This is a genomic window from Bacteroidota bacterium (assembly GCA_030706745.1).
Taxonomy (GTDB): Bacteria; Bacteroidota; Ignavibacteria; order Palsa-1295; family Palsa-1295; genus PALSA-1295.
In genome coordinates this window covers 227,193-246,847 of sequence record JAUZNX010000004.1, presented here as the reverse complement: position 1 = coordinate 246,847, position 19,655 = coordinate 227,193, and the positions used below count along the sequence as shown (strand labels likewise).

Genomic DNA, 19,655 nt, shown 5'->3' with positions numbered 1-19,655 from the left:
TTTATATTCCATCCCTAACGGGACTCATGATCTCAACCAAAAACGCAAAACCCCCGGCTTACGCCGGGGGCTTGAAATATTTCGCCCCGCTGGGGCTGGCGCTCGCCTCGGGAAACGCGCGGCTTACGCCTTCTCTTCTTTGAACTTCCCGACGATGCCCTGGATTTTCTGGACGACTTCGGAGCGCTTGAGTCCGGCTTTGGCCTGGAAGACGGTCATCTTGAACGTTGGACGGATGCCGCCCGGCGTGTGGTTGCCGTGGAAGTAGTCCGAATGCTTCCATCCGGTCTCGCGGAGCGATTCCTGGATGAGGGAGACCTGCAATCGGCTGAGCGGTGTGCCGATCTTGATGCTCGGCTCTTCGGTGCCCGGAAGGATTTCTTTATCTTTCGACTGCATGCGCATAGGCGTCGTTTGTTCGTTGGGTAGTGATCGTTTGATGACCGCTCGCCCGCGATGGCCCATCATCGGCGGCAATTTGTCAAACTATCTTGTTCGCGATTCGCTTAACTCTCCCGCGAGGATCCCTGTTCAAAGTTTCCTTTGCATAAGAAGAAGCTAAGTTAGGCGCGTTGAGTACAGCTAACCGGGCAAAAAAGTGCCTTTGAGTGATTGTCTGAAAGCAAGAATGGCCATTCTGAAGCAAATTGGGCGGATGTTCCCAATCTGCTTACTGGTGTTCCCGGTCTCCTCGCTGGTCACGCCTGGCCGGTTGCAGGCGCAGACCTCCTCCATCCGTTTGGAGCGCATTACCTATCTTACGGCGAATTTGGATAGCACGATGCGCTCGTTTCTTCTGCAGGGGTTTTCGTTTGGCCCGGAAGAATTTGCGCCCTATGGTCCGGTCACGATCCGGTTGCCGAGTGGAGAGTCGATCGATTTCGTCTCCAGCTCAAAATTGGACACGAGTGATTGGAAGGCTCGCGCGCTCGCGGCATACGGCGATCATGTTGCAGGAGTAAGTTTCGCGGTCGATGATGTTTCGAATGTGCTCGCGCGATTCGACTCGCTGGCGATTCCGCACGGACCGCTGACCTCCTCCGGGTTTGGTCTGCGCGGCATTGCACCGCTCGACATGGTGTTTGTGCCGCGCGATGGCGCAGGCGAAAGCCGTCGCGCTCCGATCACTCCGACCGGCGCGCCAGCAGAATCGAATAGTTACCGGCGGATCTCCTGGCTTCTGCTGACCGCGAGCGATTCCTCGCAAGCATTGCTACGGCGCGTATTCGATGCGCTCGGACTCCGCAAGCAACATGAAGGTTGCTGCGACTATTGGTTGATCGGGCCGGTTGATGCGCGGACGGCGGTGCGGTTCGAAATCCCTCTGGATGACCGGTTCTCCACGCCATCGACTCGCGAGCGTTCGTTCGTGCCAGAAGGAGAATGGCTCTCGATCGAAGATGGCGGGATCGTCTATGGATATTAGTATAGCATTTTGAATTCGTAGTTAAGAACACGTGCAACTGCAAGCGAAGAAACATGGCGGGATGGTCTCAATTGCCCGCGAACGATTGGTCGAAGAACTCCGCGCCCGAGGCATCCGCGATGAACGGGTGCTCGATGCAATCTCGAAAGTCCCACGCGAGCGATTTTTAGAAGCAACATTCGTGCGTCAGGCATATGAAGATTCCGCGCTGCCAATCGGTGAGGGACAGACGATCTCCCAGCCATTTGCCGTAGCATATCAAACAGAAGTTCTCGGGCTAAAACCCGGCGAGAAGATCCTGGAAATCGGCACCGGCTCTGGCTATCAGGCGGCGATACTGGCACAAATGGGAATGCGTGTCTATACGATCGAGCGGCATATCCCGTTGCTGGAAGTAGCACGCAAACGCTTGGAATCACTCGGATATCGAGTGATTTCCCGAGCTGGCGATGGAACACGCGGTTGGTCCGAATACGCACCGTTCGACGCCATCCTCGTCACTGCCGGCGCCCCGGACGTACCGGAATCGCTCGCCAAACAACTTTCGCCAAATGGTGGCCGCTTGGTGATTCCCATTGGCGATATGGGTCGGCAACGCATGTATTTGATCCGAAAGAATGGAGACGAGTTGAAGGCCGAGGAGCTGATTGATTTTGCGTTTGTCCCACTCATCGGGAAAGAGGGCTGGTCCGCTTGACATCTTAGAGAGGTCCCTCGATATTTTTCTTACGAAACGCCTTTCTTAAAATATGCCTTGCCGGTAGAATGTCACCGCGGAGGTGACTGGAAATAATACTCAAAAATCTCGTTCTTTTTGTGTGATGAAACAGTATGAACGGTTTTTCACAACTGAGAACGGGATTTTCCTTCGTTACCTCCTTACCCATGCTCTCCCCGTGACATATTTACGCACAATTTTGGTCGTTACAGGTCCTACGGCAGCGGGCAAGACAGACTTTGCCCTGAGGATTGCCGAAGCGGATCCGCTGGTCGAGATTATCAATGCCGATGCATTCTTACTCTATCGTGGGTTTGATATCGGTACCGCAAAGCCGGACAAAGATACCCTTTCGCGCATTCCGCACCATCTGATCGACTTTCTCGATCCACACGATCACTTCAGTGCCGCCGAGTATTCCCGCCTGGGGCGTGAAGCAATCCGCGACATCATGAGTCGTGGCAAGACACCAATTGTGGTTGGAGGGACCGGGCTGTATATCGATGCCCTCTTCGATGGGATCATATCTGTCGAGCCCCTCAATGGGAAACTCGATGCCGCTCGAGACCGGACCCGGTCCGAGATCGAGGAATATGGATTCGAGGAAATGCACCAGCGTCTTCGAGGAGTCGATCCTGTCCTATTCGATCAGATTCTCCGCGAGATGAACCCGATCCGCTTGCAGCGGGCCTGGGAGCATTTCTATGCGACGGGCGAGCCGCTTGGTGTCGCTCGAGAGCGCAAACCAGAGCCATTCGAGTATGAACCGGAGTTTCACGTCATCGATCATCCCCGCCCGGAAATCTGGCATCGAATTGAAGTACGAGTCGATCGGATGATCGCGCGAGGCTGGCCCATCGAAGCCGAACGTCTGATGCGCCGCGGCGTCACGCGCGAAGCCTATGGGATGCGTGCAATTGGCTATCGGGAAATGTTCGATGTTGTCGAAGGCCTTCTCTCGCTTCAGGAGGCCCGCGAACGAATTGTTATCCGCACCCGCCAATATGCCAAGCGGCAGGTGACGTGGATGAAGAAGTACCGGCAGATAGAACCAGTCCTTGCCTGACGGCCTGGACTCTCGACCTAGAGGCTGAATCTTGATTTTATGAGATTGACCGGACATGCGGCAGATTGAATCGGGGGAAACAATCTGACTTATCTCTGGCAATCTCATAAAATCAAGATTCAGTCTCTGTTGAAGCCATCCAAACCCTCCAACTTGCAGAACCCGGGCGTTCGGCGCGCAATTCTGGCATTGCTCAGGGATAAAAACCTCTCCCCCTTCTGTTTACGCGGCAACTATGCCAACCAAGGCCGCAAAGGCAAAACGATCTGACACGACGGACCTCCCCAAAAATGGCTCTAATGGCCATACGGTGTCAGACAAGAAAACAAAGACGGAAACCTGGCGCGAGCTCGGACTCACGCGCGAAGAAATTCTCAACGATTATCGAATATCGCATCAAAGTCGATTAGCGAGTCTGCTCGGCCGGCGCGAAGTGCTGACCGGCAAGGCGAAATTCGGGATTTTCGGCGATGGCAAAGAAGTCCCGCAGGTTGCCATGGCACGCGCATTCAAAAACGGCGACTGGCGTAGCGGCTACTACCGCGATCAGACGTTCATGTTCGCTGCGGGCCTCTACACTATTCAGGAGTTCTTCGCACAGTTGTATGCCCATACGTCTATCGAGGCCGAACCTGCATCGGCCGGACGGATGATGAATGGCCACTTTGCTACGCGGAGTTTGAAAGAGGACGGCTCATGGAAAGACCTCATGAAGCAGAAGAATTCGTCCGCGGACATCTCGCCGACAAGCGGACAAATGCCACGCCTGGTCGGACTCGCGTATGCTTCAAAACTTTTTCGCGAGACACCAGTATTGCAGGAGGGCTTCGAACAATTCTCCGATCACGGTAACGAAGTTGCGTTCGGCACGATCGGCAATGCCTCGACCTCTGAAGGATTATTCTGGGAAGCGTTCAATGCCGCGGGTGTGCTGCGTATCCCAATGGCAATTAGTGTGTGGGACGATGGCTACGGTATCAGTGTGCCAGCTAAATACCAGACGTGCAAAGAAGATATTTCTGCCATACTCCGAGGATTCGAGACGAACGAGTTTGGTGAAGGCTATCTGATTTACCGAGTCAACGGGTGGGACTATGCAGAGTTGGTGAAGGCCTATCGCGAAGGCACCGAGCGCGCCCGCAAGGAGCATACACCGGTATTCCTTCATATCGCGGAGCTGACTCAACCACAAGGCCACTCGACTTCAGGTTCGCACGAACGCTATAAATCGAAAGAGCGCCTCGAGTGGGAGGATCGGCATGATTGCGTCAAGCGCATGCGCCAGTGGCTTATTGACTCCGGCATTGCAAGCGCGGAAGAAGTTGATTCGATTGAAGCCGAGGATAAGAAGATCGTCGATCAAGCCAAACAAGCCGCGTGGGATGGATATCTTGCACCGATTCAAACCGGCATTGCGGAAGTGAGCGCAATCTTCGAGCGCATAGCGGCGCAGGTCGAGAGCGGGAGCGAGGTCCTTGCCATCAAGGATTCGCTGAACGCGATCAAAGAGCCCTTCGATAAGGACGTATACAGCGCAGTCGGGAAAGTGCTCCGCCTCGTGAAGAATCCTGCTATCGCCGCAGAATTACTGGCATGGAAATGTCAGGCGGATGCCAGGCACTTCGACGAGTATACGTCGCACATTTATAGCGAGAGTTCGGAGTCCGCGTTACGGGTGCCGGAGATCAAAGCAGAATACACTGGCAACGAAGCCAAGGTGGATGGCCGCCAGGTGATGCAGGCCTGTTTCGATCATGCCTTGGCACGCGACCCGCGCATCTTTGCCATCGGCGAGGACATCGGCGTGATCGGCGATGTCAATAAAGGCTTCGAAGATTTACAGGCGAAGTTCGGTGAAAGCCGCGTGACCGATACCGGCATTCGCGAGGCGACCATCGTCGGTCAGGGCATTGGCGCTGCGATGCGCGGTCTGAGACCGATCGTCGAAATTCAGTACATCGATTATTTACTGTTTGCACTTCAAACAATTTCGGACGATCTGGCAACAGTACGATGGCGGACCAAATCCGGACAGAAGGCGCCGGTCATCGTCCGAACGCGTGGTCACCGATTAGAAGGCGTGTGGCACTCCGGCTCGCCGATGGGTATGATCCTGAGTGCGCTGCGTGGAATGTACGTGCTCGTGCCGCGAAACATGACACAAGCCGCCGGCTTTTACAATACCATGTTCCGCTCGGACGATCCAGCGCTCATTGTGGAAGTGTTAAACGGTTATCGTCTCAAGGAGACAATCCCCGCAAACATTGGTGAGTTTACGGTACCGCTAGGCATCCCGGAAATCTTACGCGAAGGATCGGACATTACGCTCGTAACGTATGGCGCGTCGTGCCGCATTGCGATGGACGCGGCGGTCGAACTCGAAAAACTTGGAGTCTCGCTCGAGGTAATCGATGTGCAGACCTTGTTGCCGTTCGACATTCACGGCAGAATCCTGGAGTCTATTAAGAAGACCAGCCGTATCATCTTCTTAGACGAAGATGTCCCCGGCGGAGCTTCTGCGTATATGCTCCGAGAGGTTCTCGAAAAGCAGGATGGATATCGCTGGCTCGATGCGAAGCCGGTGACGCTCACCGCGAAAGACCACCGTCCGGCCTATGCGACAGACGGCGATTATTTTTCGAAACCACAAGTCGAAGACGTCCTCGAAGCCGCATACTCGCTCATGCGCGAGAGCGACCCGACCCAATTTCCAGAGATCTGGTAATCGTATGGCTGATCTTGTGGCCAAACCTATGGCTGCGTAACAGTCACGGTCAGGCGCATTCCGAGATCGGAGTGACCCAATAAGGGGCAATAGATATCATATTGTCCCGGTGCGAGATGCGCGGTTAAATCCGCGCTCTGTCCGGGGAGGATCTCGGCTGGTAGCTGTTGCTCGACACTACCACCTTTGATCTTGAAGTTATGATTGTGCTCCCCCATATTCGTGATATGGAACGAGACGATTGGACCCGGAAATGCGGTCGGCATGTGGATGTGGTACTCATCCTCGGTCACTTGGACAATACTGCCCGTAGCGGTTTTATTAAAGGTTGAGCCATTCGTAGACTTTTGGGAGCTGGTGCATCCCACGACGAAAAGTCCAATAGCGCAGAGTATGGATAAGAGATAGGGATTACGGTTGTAGCTCATGATAATATTCCGAAATAACTCGGAAAACTACAAGGCCTATGCCGCCTGTCACCGGATGAGTTGACTTATGTTGACAACTATGTGTGACGTGATCCTGGGACTGTCTTATATTTGACTCGCGATGTGCACCAGGAGGGACTCGAACCCCCAACCCTCGGTTCCGAAGACCGGTACTCTATCCATTGAGCTACTGGTGCTGCTGACCGACTAACTATCGAACACACATCTGCGTTCGGAAAAACCTACTGAGGGAACCGGCTTTTGCGAGTTGGTGTAAAAGCAATGGTAAGAAAACTTGACGGTTGCCTGGAAGATATCCCTTAAGCTGAGAACTTGTACTTAAACGCTTTGTTTTTCGCCAAAATTGCAGCGACCGTATCAGAAAGAGCCGGAAATGCAGTCTGACATTTCATCGGGAATGTTGGAAGAAATGCCTTTCCAAAATTCGAATGCAGAATTATCCCGATTTCACATGAGACTGAAAACAGTCCTCGATCATTCGGACCAGGCAATTAGCTCGGTCGATCGGGATCGCCGCCTGGTTGCTTTCAATTCGATCCTGGAGGAGATCATGCAACGGATCTACGGCGTCCAACTCACCCAGGGGATGGACCTCGGAGCATTTCTTCCACCGGGCGAGGCTTCGTTTTGGAATGATGCCTACGATCGCGCATTCGCCGGCGAGCAATTCTCCGTTGAACGACCCTACGATACGCCCGCGGGCCGATCGATTATCCAATTTTCGTTCAACCCGATTCGCAGTGGAGATGAGATCGAATCCGTCGCAGTTTTTGGGAAAGACGTGACCGCGACTTGGGAGGAATCGAGACAGTTGGTGACCTCCGAAGCACAGTACCGGATGTTATTCGAAAGTAGTCCCCTTGCAATGTGGGTGATCGATCCGGAAACGCTCCGAATCCTGAAGGTCAATCCTGCGACCTGCCGGCAATATGGCTACAGCCTGGAAGAATTTACGAGTTTGACAATTTGGGACATTCGCCCACCTTCGGAACGAGAACGGCTCAAAGATCTTCTGCCACTCATGGCGAAGGAAGGAAACTCCGTGCGTGGCATCCAACTCCACCAGAAGAAAGATGGAAGCCTCATTCATGTGGACGTGAATAGCGGCCCCATTGAATATCATGGGAAACCCGCGCGTATCGCACTTTTGAAGGATGTAACGGCACAGGTTCGTGCTGAGCAAGAGTTGAAGGAAGCGAACGAGCGGTTTCAACTCGCCTCCAAAGCGGTCAATTCGATGATTTACGATTTGAATTTGACTACCGGCGAGTCCAGACGGTCGGCCAGTCTTCTGGCCTTATTGGGATATGACCCGATCGCGGAGCCGGAGACGGCAACGCTCACGTGGTGGCAGTCCCGCATTCATCCCGAAGATCTCGCCATAGCAAACGGGGCGGTCATTCAGCAGTTTCCGAACGGTAAGATTTGCGAAGCAGAATATCGAATGCTTCATAAGGACGGTCACTGGGTATGGGTTTGGGATCGAGGCATCGTATCCTATGATGAATTGGGAACAGCAACTCGTCTCGTTGGAGCCACGCATGATATTACCGCACGTGTTAAGTCCGAGCGCGATCTGGGACAAGCCAATGACCGGTTTCGGCTGGCTGCCGATGCGGTCACGGCTGTCATCTATGAGTGGAACATTCAGACCGGCGAGTTCATCGATACGCCGGGACTCTTTCCGCTCCTTGGGTTCGATCCCAATGTTGACCTGTTTACTCGCAAGCTCGATTGGTGGCTCAGCCGAATCCATCCCGAAGATCTTCCTGGTGTTCGCGAGATTGTGAAGAATGCATTGCGGCACGAGAAGCAATATGAGATGGAATATCGCATTCAACATCGGGATGGATATTACATTTCGGTCTGGGACCGTGGGGTCATCGAGCGTGACAATCGGAACTGGGCGGTACGTGTTGTCGGAAGCGCGCAGGACATCTCCGAACGGAAAACCCTCGAAGCTCAACTCGAGCAGGAGCGTAACCAAGCGCTCAGCGCCAAGGAACATGCCGAGGAAATGAGTAAATTGAAATCGAGCTTTCTCGCCAATATGAGTCACGAGATCCGCACGCCCATGACGGCAATCCTGGGGTTTGCGGGAATCCTGGCCGAGCGTGTGACCGATCCTGAATTGAAAGACTATGCGTCCATTATCGAGTCGAGCTCAACACGCCTCCTTGGGACGATCAACAGCATTCTCGATTTGGCCCAAGTCGAGTCCCACCGCGTGGTCCTCTCGCCGTTGATGGTGGATGTGAATGCGGAAGTGCAGCGCACCTGTGCATTGCTTGAACCGCTCGCGGCGCGCCGAAAACTCCGCCTACGGTTTACACCGACGCTCCAAAACGCAATGGCCCTCATCGATCCGCAACAGTTCGAGCGTGTGGTGACAAACCTCGTCGGTAATGCAATCAAGTTTACCGAGCAGGGTGATGTTACTATCCGGATTCTCACCGCATCGGACTGCCTGGAAAACGTACCAGCGGGATTTCATTCGTTTAAGATTGGCGATGAGCTCTTGAGCGGCGACTTTCGACTGGTTGTTGAGGATACCGGTCTTGGGATCGCGGAGGAGCGATTGCCAAACATCTTTGAAGAATTTCATCAAGTATCGACAGGCCTCGACCGGACCCATCAAGGCACAGGCCTTGGATTGACGATTGCAAGTCACCTCGTACTGGCCATGGGCGGCTCGATTGAAGTGCACAGCGCCCCCGGTGCCGGAAGCCGGTTCGTGGTGCAGTTGCCCCGCAATCTGCCGCAAGGCGTGGAGGTAGCTTCGCCTGTACCAATGGTAGATACAGAACCAGTGGTAGAGACAGAACCAGAAGTCATGCGCTCCATCCTGCTCGTGGAGGATTCGCCCGAATCCGTGAAGCTTGCCGAAGCATTACTACGACCGCGATACAATGTGATCCGGGCAACCAATATCTTTCAGGCACGGCAATCACTCGCACAAGTGCTTCCCGACCTGATTCTGATGGATATCAATCTCGGTGAGTTCACTACCGGGCTCGATCTGACGCGCGAACTCAAACGCGATGCGCGCACGGCCAGCATTCCGGTTGTTGCGGTGACTGCCTTTGCCGGACAGACGGATCGGCAAACCGCACTCGATGCCGGCTGCGTCGATTATCTCACCAAGCCGTTCACAAGCCAACAATTATACAAGGTTCTAGAGAAAAACCTCCAACCCGTGGGCTCGGCGCGCTGAGTCACGGCATATCTCGCATCAGAATTGTTCTTGTCTGGGGTCAGTTGCGTATCGATAATGCGAGCTTGCCTGCTTTTTTTCTTCCTGCTTTCTTTTTCCGCTTACACCCGCGCTCAACCCGCCACCGCCGAGGATCTACTCGGTAGCTGGGCCGACCTTTCTTCCAACGGGTTCACTCCCCGTGGAGCGTTCACCACATGCGTAGTGGGCGGCAAGATATATGCAATCGGTGGATTCAACGGACAATCCTACATCAACCGGCTTGAAGTGTTTGACCCTTCGACAAATTCCTGGGACACTGTAGCCACGACTGGAACATTCACACCTCGAAGAGGACTCTGCTCGGTCGCGATCGATGGGAAGATCTATACGTTTGGCGGTGCGAACGCCACGGGGGCGCTGAACACCGTCGAGATTTTCGATCCCGTCTCGAAGGCATGGTCCGCACCTATGATGAGCGGGACCTATACGCCACGGTGGCGTTCCGCCGCTGTTTTCCTAAATAATAGGGTGTTTGTGCTGGGTGGTTACGATATGAACAACGGTGTGCTGAACACTCTGGAAGTTTTCGACCCAACGACGAATGAGTGGTCGACACCGGTAACCAGCGGAACGCTCACCCCGCGCTCCGATCTTACAGCCACAATCATCGGTGGGAAAATCTACGCTATCGGCGGGCAAGGGAATGCCTCGCTGCCTTCACCGGAAGTGTTCGATCCTACGACGAAAACCTGGTCTGTTCCGACGGTCACGGGTACTTTTACGCAGCGACAAGGACTGTGCGCTGCCGTTATTGATGGTAAGATTTATACCTTTGGCGGATTCGATGGATTCAGTTATCTGAATACCTTCGAACTGTTCGATCCCGTCTCGAACATGTGGACCAGCCCTTCAACATCGGGCACGCTGCATGGAAGTGCGGGGCTCTGCGGGGCACTGTGCGGCGGTCGAGTCTATGTGATGGGTGGGCGAGACGGCACTGGCTTCTTGAATATGAACGAGGTGTTCACTCCCGCGCAAAGTAGCGTTTCGCTCTTCCCTTCCAGAGGCTCGATTGCAGTTTATCCAAACCCAACGGATGGCCGCGTCACCATACAGGCTGGGTCGGAAAGTCCTTTGCATATCACGATCACAAATCTCCTCGGGCAAGTCCTGGTGACCGAGGACATCGAACAGCATCCCTTGAATAGCACCGTTGACCTTTCCAGTTTACCGAACGGAGCGTATCCAATTCGAATCCGGACCGGGACTTCGGAGATCGAAGAGATGCTTCTGAAACAATAGGATGATTACTCGTCGCACGTTTTTGCATCGCGCGGCTCAGGCCGGGATTGCCGCCGCCGTGTCGCCGGAGCTGTTCGCGTGGGTCCAAAGCCATCCACGTGCGCTCTCGCTCGATCCTCAGCCGCTCCGGATTCCTCCTGTCATTACGGGTGGCGATTTGACACTTGCACCGGGTACGTTCCGCGTGTATCCGGATGTCGAGACGAACTTGCTCCTCATCAATGGCTCGTTCCCTTCGCCGACGATCAAAATAAGAAGGGGCGATACGTTTGCGGCAACGGTCCACAATCAGTTAGCGGAAGAAACCGTGCTCCACTGGCATGGCGTCGATGCTCCGGCCGCCGCGAGCGGTCACCCGATCGATGTCATCGCTACGGGATCATCCTATAGCGTCTCCTTCCCGATCGTTCAGCGTGCCAGTATCAATTTCTATCATCCTCATCCGCACATGGCGACAGCCCGGCAGGTCTACATGGGCATGGCCGGCTTCTTCCTGATTGAAGACGCGGAAGAACTGGCGATGGGACTCCCATCCGGCGAGTACGATGTCCCATTGATGGTCCAGGATAAGCGAGTGGACGCAAACCGTCAACTCATCTACAATCCGACCGGAGCAGACATCATGAGCGCCTGGCTTGGTGATACGATCCTGATCAATGGTACGCCAAACCCGTTCCTCGCCATTGCGCCGACACTGTACCGCTTCCGAATTGTCAACGCATCGAACGGCCGCTTTTACAAACTCGCGCTCTCGGATGGCAGCGTGTTTATCGTGATTGGAAATGACGGCGGCTTCCTCGATGCGCCGACATCCGTTACTTCCGTGAACCTTGCACCGGCGGAGCGGCTGGACGTTCTGATTGATTTCTCGCGCTATGCTCAGGGGCAGTCTGTGACGCTCAAATCATTGTCATTCACGTTCAGCGATGCACCGGGCTCCGGGGCCGTGCCGCAAGGGGCCGAACTCAACTTGCTGGAATTTCAAATCAGCAAGACTGGTACCTCCGGAGGGACGATCCCGACGACACTCCCGGCCATTATTCCACATACTGTGGCCGATGCAAAGCGAACCCGTGTCTGGACCTTCGCGGCGCTCCATCATATCAACGATCTCCAATACGACCTTACGCGCATCGATGCCCATGTCCCCTTCGGCGATCTCGAACAATGGACGTTCCAGAGTGAAGGAGCGAACACACACCCGGTCCATGTGCATGGCGGGCAGTTTCAGGTGGTCGACCGCGATGGGAATCCGCCCGATGTCCATGAGCGCGGATGGAAAGATGTCATCCGCCTCGATCCGTTTGGGAAAGTGAATGTGCTGATGAAGTTCGACAAGTATCCCGGCCTGTTCGTCATTCACTGTCACAAATTGGAGCATGCGGACGCTGGGATGATGGCGAATTTCCAGGTCGATCCGCAGAGTGGAGTGGACGAGTCAGCTGCGGACGCGTCCTCGCTCGACATCATTCCGAATCCTGCAGCCGATGCTACGAATCTGCATTTCCCGACATTGAGAAGCGACGAGAGCTTAACAGTCGTCAATGCCCGGGGCGCCACCGTGGTGAAAGAGACCCTTTCGGCAGGGACAGATCGATACCTGTTACTCACGAATGGCCTCGCGTCCGGAACGTATACGATTGAGTTAGGCCGGCTAACTGCCCGACTGCTCGTGATGCGGGCGGACGCGGCGCTCTGTCGTTAATGTGCGACGATGAACTTCTGCATCGACCGGATTCCCGAAGATTCGATGATGCAGTAATACAATCCATTTGGAAGGTCGGATACGTCGAGCGATCGCGCCCCAGGGTCAAGAGAAACGCGCGGACTTTCGCTCGATACGATCGATCTGCCGAGCGCATTGAGGAGAACAGAGAGTCCCTGAATTGACCCGCTTGCCGCGGTAATGGTTACCTCGTTCGAAGCAGGATTCGGATAGCACTGGAACGAACCTCGAACCGGCTGAGCGATTCGAACGTCACTGCGGACAGTATCGTCCTTGAAACGGGCGACCATAAAATTTAATTTGCCATTTTGCCTTGTGCCGCCAAAGCCCATGTAATGTTTTCCGCCGATACCGACGAACTGAATCAAGTAATTCGAATATAGACCGTGATCCAAATCGATCACGGCCATACCCGTGCGGTTGAAGGTCGGATCGGGAACGCCCTCGAGATCGATACGAGCGGTCGCGGACTGTTCGATCGTCCTTCCGACACTGCCGTTGACGACCGTCTTGCCGTTGTTCGCGATGTTAATGCCTCGAGCCGTCGCATACGGAGCGATCGGAATTGTTGAGAGGCCGTACGTTCCGTAGGAGCTATCGATCGCTCCATCGGAAGTAAAGCGAACCAGCGTGAACGGTCGTGTCTGCGAGGCACCTTGTAGTGGCGCGGCAACCAGGAGATCGAAGTTTTGTTGAATCGCCGAGACAATCTCTGTGTCTGCGGTCAAGACGATCCCCGTGTTCTTGACCCCGTTCACGCCAAACGATGAATCCGGTTGCCCGGATGCCGTCAGGCGTCCGAGAGCGATCACGGATTTCCCTCCGGTCTCCAAGACGCCTGTAAAGATGACAGTCGCATTCTTCGAAAGAAAGCCGCTCACGGAATGGACGTTCGACGGAAGAAAGCCCATACCGTTCGTGCCGAACGCGGAGTCGGGCGATCCGGCCGGACCGAAGCGAACCGCATAGAACCCGGTTGAACCGTTCGCGCTATTGGCAGTGATGCTACCGCAGGCGATGAAGGCGTTGCCAGCCGGGAATAAATTTCTGAATTCACCGCGCGATGCCGCATCGTGTCGGAGAACGGCGCGCCCGTTGGTACCAAAGCTTGAATCGGGCTCTCCGTTCGACTTAATTTTGAAGAGTGCAGGGACCTGGTCGCCGGCAAGATCCGTCAGGCCGCTCACGCCCGCGGCGAGTACCGTCATGTCTGGCTGCATGTAGATGCGATTAGGGTAGTCGGATGGGCCCCACGAGAGAACAGCGCGACCATTTGTGCCAAAGGTCGAATCGAATGTGCCTTCTGGATTCAAACGAATCACTCCAAATCTCTCGAGTGCTGGGTCCGCAGTTCCGACTTTACCGCAAACTGTGATCTTGCTTCCAAAATAGACGTAGAAGTCGGTTGCTTCATCATCGTATGCGCCAAGCGCGGTCTCGACTTTTCCACCCATTGCCTGAGCGAAGGTGGTGTCAACGATCGCAATGATCGAGGTTTGCGCCGAAGCGATTATGGGAAACGCTATTGGAGCAAGCAGCAGGAAGAGGCATGCAGTAATGCTGCCGATTGACGGGCAAGAGAAAGATTTCACAACTGTTCAACTCCCGGTCAAGTCATTTGGATTCCAATCCCACAAATCAATCCATAACAATCAACGCCTGCGGCGGCAGCCCCGGCCCTCAGTACCGCGGCGGAAATGGACCCCTGGGGTAAGATTGCCGAGCACGGGCTCTCACCCATCGCTGCCGGTCCTTCATCAGTTCGATGTACTCGAGGGCGGGATAAGCTACAACCCCTGATCATTGTAGATCGTACAAAACGTCCATTCCCGCGGAAGGGACCGCCCCAAGGCTGCAACAGTTTCAGCGTTCATTCCCCTTGAAAAATACACCTGCCGACTAACCACTTCGGAAGGAAGTAGTCCGAATCGAGCGAGAGGGCAGTTTCGGTTTTCGCTCTTGCGGGAATAGTCGATAAATATGTTTTCCCACATTAGTCTAGCGTATGCAGGCGGAAAACCATCGGACAAACCCGCACATTACAAAGGCGGAGGTGAAGTACCCTAAAACCATCCCGGCGTCGTGAGGGCACTACTTATTAGGCGACGCCGTTGTGACCCGCCCTTGAAAAAGGGGTCATTTACAGTCGGAGGCATGTGCGTTACGGGCCGTGCGGGCGCTCCGGATTATTAACCATTTCGTGCCCGGAGATTAGAAGACACCATGACAGACATTAACGAACAAATTTCGCCGGTAGCGGCGGATGCTACCACTGACACAATCAGTGCCACTCTCGAGGCACCAGTTACTAACGGTCACCATCATCCGGAGACAGAACTCGCGGAGATTGCAGAACCTGCCGCACCAGCCACAGCACAGATCGCTCCGGATGTGACGCCGGCGGCTGTGATTCCGGCAACAACTGAAGCAAAAGAGCGCAAGAAACTGCGGCCCACGACCTCCTCTACGATACGATCGAACCAGGGTGGTGGACGCGATCGCGGCAATCTGACGATCATCGATCCCAACATTAAGCTCGGCGGTGGATACTCCAAGGAAGAGCACGCCGAACTCGAAAAATTGTATGGCGGTGCGCTTTCACCGCTCAAAGATGGCGAGATCATCAAGGGTCGCGTCGTTGCCATCACGGATGGAGAAGTCACGATCGATATCGGCTTCAAGTCCGAAGGCGTGATCTCCAAGAGTGAGTTCAATCTTTCACCGGACCTCGCGACCGGCGATGAAGTCGAAGTATTTTTAGAGTCGATCGAGGATAAGGAAGGCCGCCTCGTGCTTTCGCGCAAGCAAGCGGAGTTTACCCGCACATGGCAGCGCATCATTGAAGCACAAAAGACCGGCGAAATCCTGCAGGCCAAGTGCATGCGCCGTATCAAAGGCGGTATGGTCGTGGATGTTCTCGGCGTCGAGGCATTCCTTCCAGGCAGCCAGATCGATGTCAAGCCGGTGCGCGATTTCGATGCGTTCCTCGGCAAGACACTCGATGTTCGCGTTGTGAAGATCAACTTCCCGAACGAGAATGTCGTCGTCAGTCACAAGGTCTTGCTCGAAGAGCATTTGCTCGATCAGCGCAAGGAAATCGTCGAGAAGCTCGAACGCGGACAGGTGCTCGAAGGCACGGTCAAGGCGATCGCGGATTTCGGTGCGTTCGTCGATCTTGGTGGTATCGATGGTCTCGTACATATCACGGACCTCACGTGGGGCCGCGTGCAGCATCCATCCGAAGTGGTCAAGCTCGATCAGGTCGTTACCGTGGTCGTGCTCGATTACGACGAGAACAAGCGCCGGATTTCGCTCGGCATGAAGCAGCTCACCCCGCATCCGTGGGCCGAGATCGAACAGCGCTATGCCGTTGGCCAGCGCGTCAAGGGCAAGGTCGTTTCGATGACGGACTACGGTGCGTTTATCGAACTCGAAAAGGGTATCGAGGGCCTCATCCACGTCAGCGAAATGTCGTGGACGCAGCATGTGAAGCATCCATCATCGCTGCTCACGTTGGGCGCCGAGACAGAAGCAATCATCCTCAACATCGATCAGGATTCGAAGAAGATTTCGCTTGGACTCAAGCAGCTCGAGCCCGATCCCTGGACCCTCTTCCTCGAGAAGTATCCGATGGGATCGAAGCATCATGGCATCGTCCGCAACATCACACAGTTCGGCGCCTTTGTCGAACTCGAGCCGGGTGTCGATGGTCTGGTCCATATCAGCGATCTGTCGTGGACGAAGAAAGTTCGTCATCCAGGTGAAGTCCTGAAGAAGGGCCAGGAAATCGACGTGATGATCCTCGGGATCGATCTCGAGAATCGTCGTATCTCGCTTGGTCACAAGCAGGTGCTCGATAATCCGTGGGAGAATCTCGAGACGATCTACGGTGAAGGCAAGGATGTCGAAGGAAAGATCGAGCGCATTATCGAGAAGGGCGTTATCGTCGAGTTGCAAGACCCGTCGGGACTGGGCATCGATGGCTTCGTGCCAATTTCGCAGCTTGCATTCTTCCCGATCAAAACGATTTCGGATTCTTTCCACATCGATGACACACTGAGCCTGCGCGTCATCGAGTTCGATGCAGAGAACCACAAGATCGTGCTATCGGCAACCGAGTGGCTTAAGTCGCAGGACCGCCAGGCACTCGAAGAGTTCAACGCGAAGCATCCGATTCCGAAGGAGACGTTGGAAGAGATGCAGAAGCGCCGCGAAGAGCCCGCCGATGGCAAGCCACGTCGTGGCCGCAAGAAGACCACACCGGCCGAAGGCACTGGCGAAGTCGATCTCGCGAAACTCGTCGAGCAAGCACCATCACCGAAGGAGCTCGGTCACTTCGATCTCCCCGAGGAAATGATGGAGCCCGCGCCACCCGCGCCGGGTGAAGTCGTGCCAGAGCCGACAGACGAAGTCGAAGGATAATCGGCTTTAATAGTTGTTTCAGAAGCGGCGTCGATCGAAAGACCGGCGCCGCTTTTGGTTTTATCTGGATCCCTGGGGCTTGCGCCGCCAGGCTAAATCCTTCCGCCGCTTCGAGGCTGATGCGTAGCTGCGGAGCAGCGAAAGGTCTTAGCCTGGCGGCGTGAGCCCCATGTCGTATTTTTCGTATCTTTGCATCGAAAGGAGGTCCTCCCACGATGCCACAATCATATTCATCTCTCTTCTTCATCTCTCTTCGTTCATCTGATTTTTAGCACGAAGTATCGCGAGCCGCTTATCAAGCCCGAGTGGAAGGACCGGCTCTACGGCTACATCGGTGGGATTCTTCGCGATCAGCATCATACACTCATCGCGGCGGGCGGCATGGAGGACCACATTCATTTGCAAGCCCTCATCACACGCGAGGCGGCGCTGAAAGACATCCTCCGCCTGATTAAGACGAATTCCTCGAAGTGGGTTTACGACGAGTTGCACCAGAAGTTCGAGTGGCAGCGCGGATATTGCGCGATTAGCGTCAGCCCGTCCGCAACGCACTCGGTCGAGCGATACATCCACAATCAGGAATCGCACCACCGAAAGCAGAAGTATGAGGATGAGGTCGTGGGCATTTTGGATGCATGCGGCATCGAGTATGACTTGCGGTGGTTGTTTGAGTGAGAGGCGATCGGAGGGGCGGCGCCTCTTTTGGTTCTTGGAGGTAGTGAGAAGTGACCTTGCGGAACCTGGAGAGACGTATTATCTTCGTTGTATGAAATGGATGCGAAACACGGGCCGCCTCGTTCGCTCATTGGAGCGAGAGTATCCCGCTGGCCCGAGCGAAATCCGCTCGATGCCACCTCACTTTCGCCTGGGTGCTACTGGTACGTGCTTCGTGGCGACGGCTGGATGCAGAGCGGGAAGGGGATGAAGCTGTCTGAGCCTTGATTTTGAGAGATTCTAGAGATTAAGAAATGAGACTTGCAGCCCCCAGCTAAGACAGCAAAATCGCCTATAATCATGGTTTAGAGGGCGCTTCACTCAACCGGGAAATGACTTTGCCCCGTCGTGTGTTGGGTTTATCTGTTCAGTAGCGGAAATGCGCGCAGTGTCCTCTATTACACGATTCAAAGGAAATTATTGAATACCGCAGGGACTCACCCTCCGATCATCCAAGGCGGGATGGGCGTGGCTATTTCTGGTTGGCGCCTGGCTCGCGCTGTTTCGCGGCAGGGGCAGCTCGGCGTCGTGTCCGGAACGGTGCTGAACGTCGTCTTCGCTCAGCGGCTCCAGGATGGTGATATCGGTGGTCATTTGCGTCGCGCGTTGGCCAAGTTTCCTGTCCCCGCCATTGCGGAGCGCATCCTTAAGCAGCATTTCAACAAGCAGCGTTCCACGGGACGCCGTGCCGTCCACAGCGTCCCGATGTTCACGCTCGCCGCTGGGGCGGAGTTGCTCGCGCTCACGATCGCCGCGAATTTTTGCGAGGTGTATCTTGCCAAGGAAGGCCACACCGGCGTCGTAGGCATTAACCTGTTGGAGAAAGTCCAACTCCCAAATCTGGCGTCGCTTTATGGTGCCATGCTTGCGGATGTGGACTATGTGCTCATGGGCGCCGGCATCCCGCGCGAAATTCCCGGAATTCTGGATCGCCTCGCCAATCACGAGACGACTACCATGCGCATCCAGGTAGATGGCGCCGCCTCCTCCGACGAGGAAACGCGAATGTCGCTCGATCCGAAAGCCGTGCTTGGGATGACATTGCCTCCGCTACGTCGTCCAAACTTCCTGGCCATTGTTTCATCCGACGTTCTTGCACAGATGCTCGTGCAAAAAGCCAACGGCCGCATCGATGGCTTCGTGATCGAGAACGCGCTTGCCGGCGGGCACAATGCGCCGCCCCGTGGCCCATTGCGTCTGACCGAATCGGGCGAGCCAGTTTATGGGCCGCGCGATGCCGCCAATCTGGAGAAATTCCGGGAGTTGGGTCTTCCTTTTTGGCTCGCCGGAGATTATGGAACGCCGACTGCACTGCAGGAAGCACTGGCTGCCGGTGCCACCGGCGTTCAAATCGGAACCCCATTCGCGTTTTGCGAAGAGTCCGGCCTGGAGGAAACGCTCAAGCGGCAGACGCTCGAGCAGGTCGCAAATGGTAACGCGCAAGTCTTTACCGATCCGGCGGCATCACCGACCGGTTTTCCGTTCAAGATTGTCCAACTCGAAGAGACGCTTTCGGATAACGAACTTTACGGTGAACGTCCGCGCCTTTGCCAACTTGGGTTTTTACGATCGACCTACAAACGCCCCGATGGGACTATTGGATACCGTTGTCCCGGCGAACCGGTCAATAGTTACGTGAAGAAGGGTGGCAAGGCCGAGGATACTGTCGGACGAAAATGTCTTTGCAATGCACTCATGGCGAATGTTGGTCTGGCGCAAGAGCAACTATCGGGTTATGTGGAGCAGGGTCTTGTTACCGCCGGTGATTCTTTGCACCGCGTTGGGCATTTTCTGCAAAATGGCGAGCGAAGTTATACCGCAGCCGAGGTGATCGAGTATCTGTTTTCGGATACCAAGGCGAACCATGTCATACATGCCCCTGCCGTGATGGCAGCAGGTTAGGCCCCGGCG

General features: G+C 55.0%; 13 protein-coding genes and 1 tRNA gene. 10 read left to right on the top strand and 4 right to left on the bottom strand.

The window, feature by feature from the left end; translation table 11 throughout:
* Window positions 1-123: 123 nt before the first annotated feature.
* Entirely contained in the window at window positions 124-399 is a 276-nt protein-coding gene (locus tag Q8902_07295; GenBank protein MDP4199359.1) for a hypothetical protein, read from the bottom strand.
* A gap of 229 nt (window positions 400-628) precedes the next feature.
* Here Q8902_07295 and Q8902_07290 point away from each other — a divergent pair, with 229 nt between their 5' ends.
* The 4 genes from Q8902_07290 (at window position 629) to Q8902_07275 (ending at window position 5,935) form a co-directional block, all read left to right on the top strand.
* Entirely contained in the window at window positions 629-1,426 is a 798-nt protein-coding gene (locus tag Q8902_07290) for a hypothetical protein (GenBank protein MDP4199358.1), read from the top strand.
* 61 nt (window positions 1,427-1,487) lie between these two features.
* A complete protein-coding gene (locus tag Q8902_07285; GenBank protein MDP4199357.1) occupies window positions 1,488-2,123 on the top strand; it encodes a protein-L-isoaspartate(D-aspartate) O-methyltransferase in 636 nt (211 codons plus the stop codon).
* Window positions 2,124-2,247: 124 nt separating this feature from the next.
* On the top strand, window positions 2,248-3,210 hold the full coding sequence (gene miaA, locus Q8902_07280; GenBank protein ID MDP4199356.1) for a tRNA (adenosine(37)-N6)-dimethylallyltransferase MiaA: 963 nt from the start codon (window positions 2,248-2,250) through the stop codon (window positions 3,208-3,210).
* A 235-nt stretch (window positions 3,211-3,445) separates the two neighbouring features.
* On the top strand, window positions 3,446-5,935 hold the full coding sequence (locus Q8902_07275) for a thiamine pyrophosphate-dependent enzyme (protein MDP4199355.1): 2,490 nt from the start codon (window positions 3,446-3,448) through the stop codon (window positions 5,933-5,935).
* Window positions 5,936-5,961: 26 nt separating this feature from the next.
* Here Q8902_07275 and Q8902_07270 read toward each other — a convergent pair whose 3' ends face one another.
* Entirely contained in the window at window positions 5,962-6,363 is a 402-nt protein-coding gene (locus Q8902_07270; GenBank protein MDP4199354.1) for a hypothetical protein, read from the bottom strand.
* A gap of 124 nt (window positions 6,364-6,487) precedes the next feature.
* Window positions 6,488-6,560, bottom strand: a tRNA-Arg gene (locus Q8902_07265).
* Between the two features lie 275 nt (window positions 6,561-6,835).
* On the opposite strand from Q8902_07265, the gene Q8902_07260 reads away from it, so the two are divergent.
* From Q8902_07260 to Q8902_07250, 3 genes are read left to right on the top strand one after another with little or no spacing between them, the layout of a single operon-like run.
* A complete protein-coding gene (locus tag Q8902_07260; protein MDP4199353.1) occupies window positions 6,836-9,598 on the top strand; it encodes a PAS domain S-box protein in 2,763 nt (920 codons plus the stop codon).
* A 57-nt stretch (window positions 9,599-9,655) separates the two neighbouring features.
* Window positions 9,656-10,882 (top strand): kelch repeat-containing protein, encoded by a 1,227-nt coding sequence (locus tag Q8902_07255; GenBank protein MDP4199352.1) that lies wholly within the window; start codon window positions 9,656-9,658, stop codon window positions 10,880-10,882.
* Between the two features lies 1 nt (window position 10,883).
* Window positions 10,884-12,587, top strand: coding sequence for a multicopper oxidase domain-containing protein (locus tag Q8902_07250; GenBank protein MDP4199351.1), 1,704 nt, complete (start codon window positions 10,884-10,886; stop codon window positions 12,585-12,587).
* On the opposite strand, the gene Q8902_07245 is transcribed toward Q8902_07250, so the two are convergent.
* Window positions 12,584-14,200, bottom strand: a complete 1,617-nt coding sequence (locus Q8902_07245; protein MDP4199350.1) for a T9SS type A sorting domain-containing protein — start codon at window positions 14,198-14,200, stop codon at window positions 12,584-12,586. The two genes, Q8902_07250 and Q8902_07245, sit on opposite strands and share 4 nt — an antisense overlap.
* Window positions 14,201-14,831: 631 nt before the next feature.
* On the opposite strand from Q8902_07245, the gene rpsA reads away from it, so the two are divergent.
* From rpsA to Q8902_07230, 3 genes are all read left to right on the top strand, one after another.
* On the top strand, window positions 14,832-17,030 hold the full coding sequence (gene rpsA, locus Q8902_07240; GenBank protein MDP4199349.1) for a 30S ribosomal protein S1: 2,199 nt from the start codon (window positions 14,832-14,834) through the stop codon (window positions 17,028-17,030).
* A gap of 189 nt (window positions 17,031-17,219) precedes the next feature.
* Window positions 17,220-17,705 (top strand): IS200/IS605 family transposase, encoded by a 486-nt coding sequence (gene tnpA, locus Q8902_07235; GenBank protein ID MDP4199348.1) that lies wholly within the window; start codon window positions 17,220-17,222, stop codon window positions 17,703-17,705.
* A gap of 459 nt (window positions 17,706-18,164) precedes the next feature.
* Window positions 18,165-19,646 (top strand): nitronate monooxygenase, encoded by a 1,482-nt coding sequence (locus Q8902_07230; GenBank protein ID MDP4199347.1) that lies wholly within the window; start codon window positions 18,165-18,167, stop codon window positions 19,644-19,646.
* Window positions 19,647-19,655 lie beyond the last annotated feature (9 nt).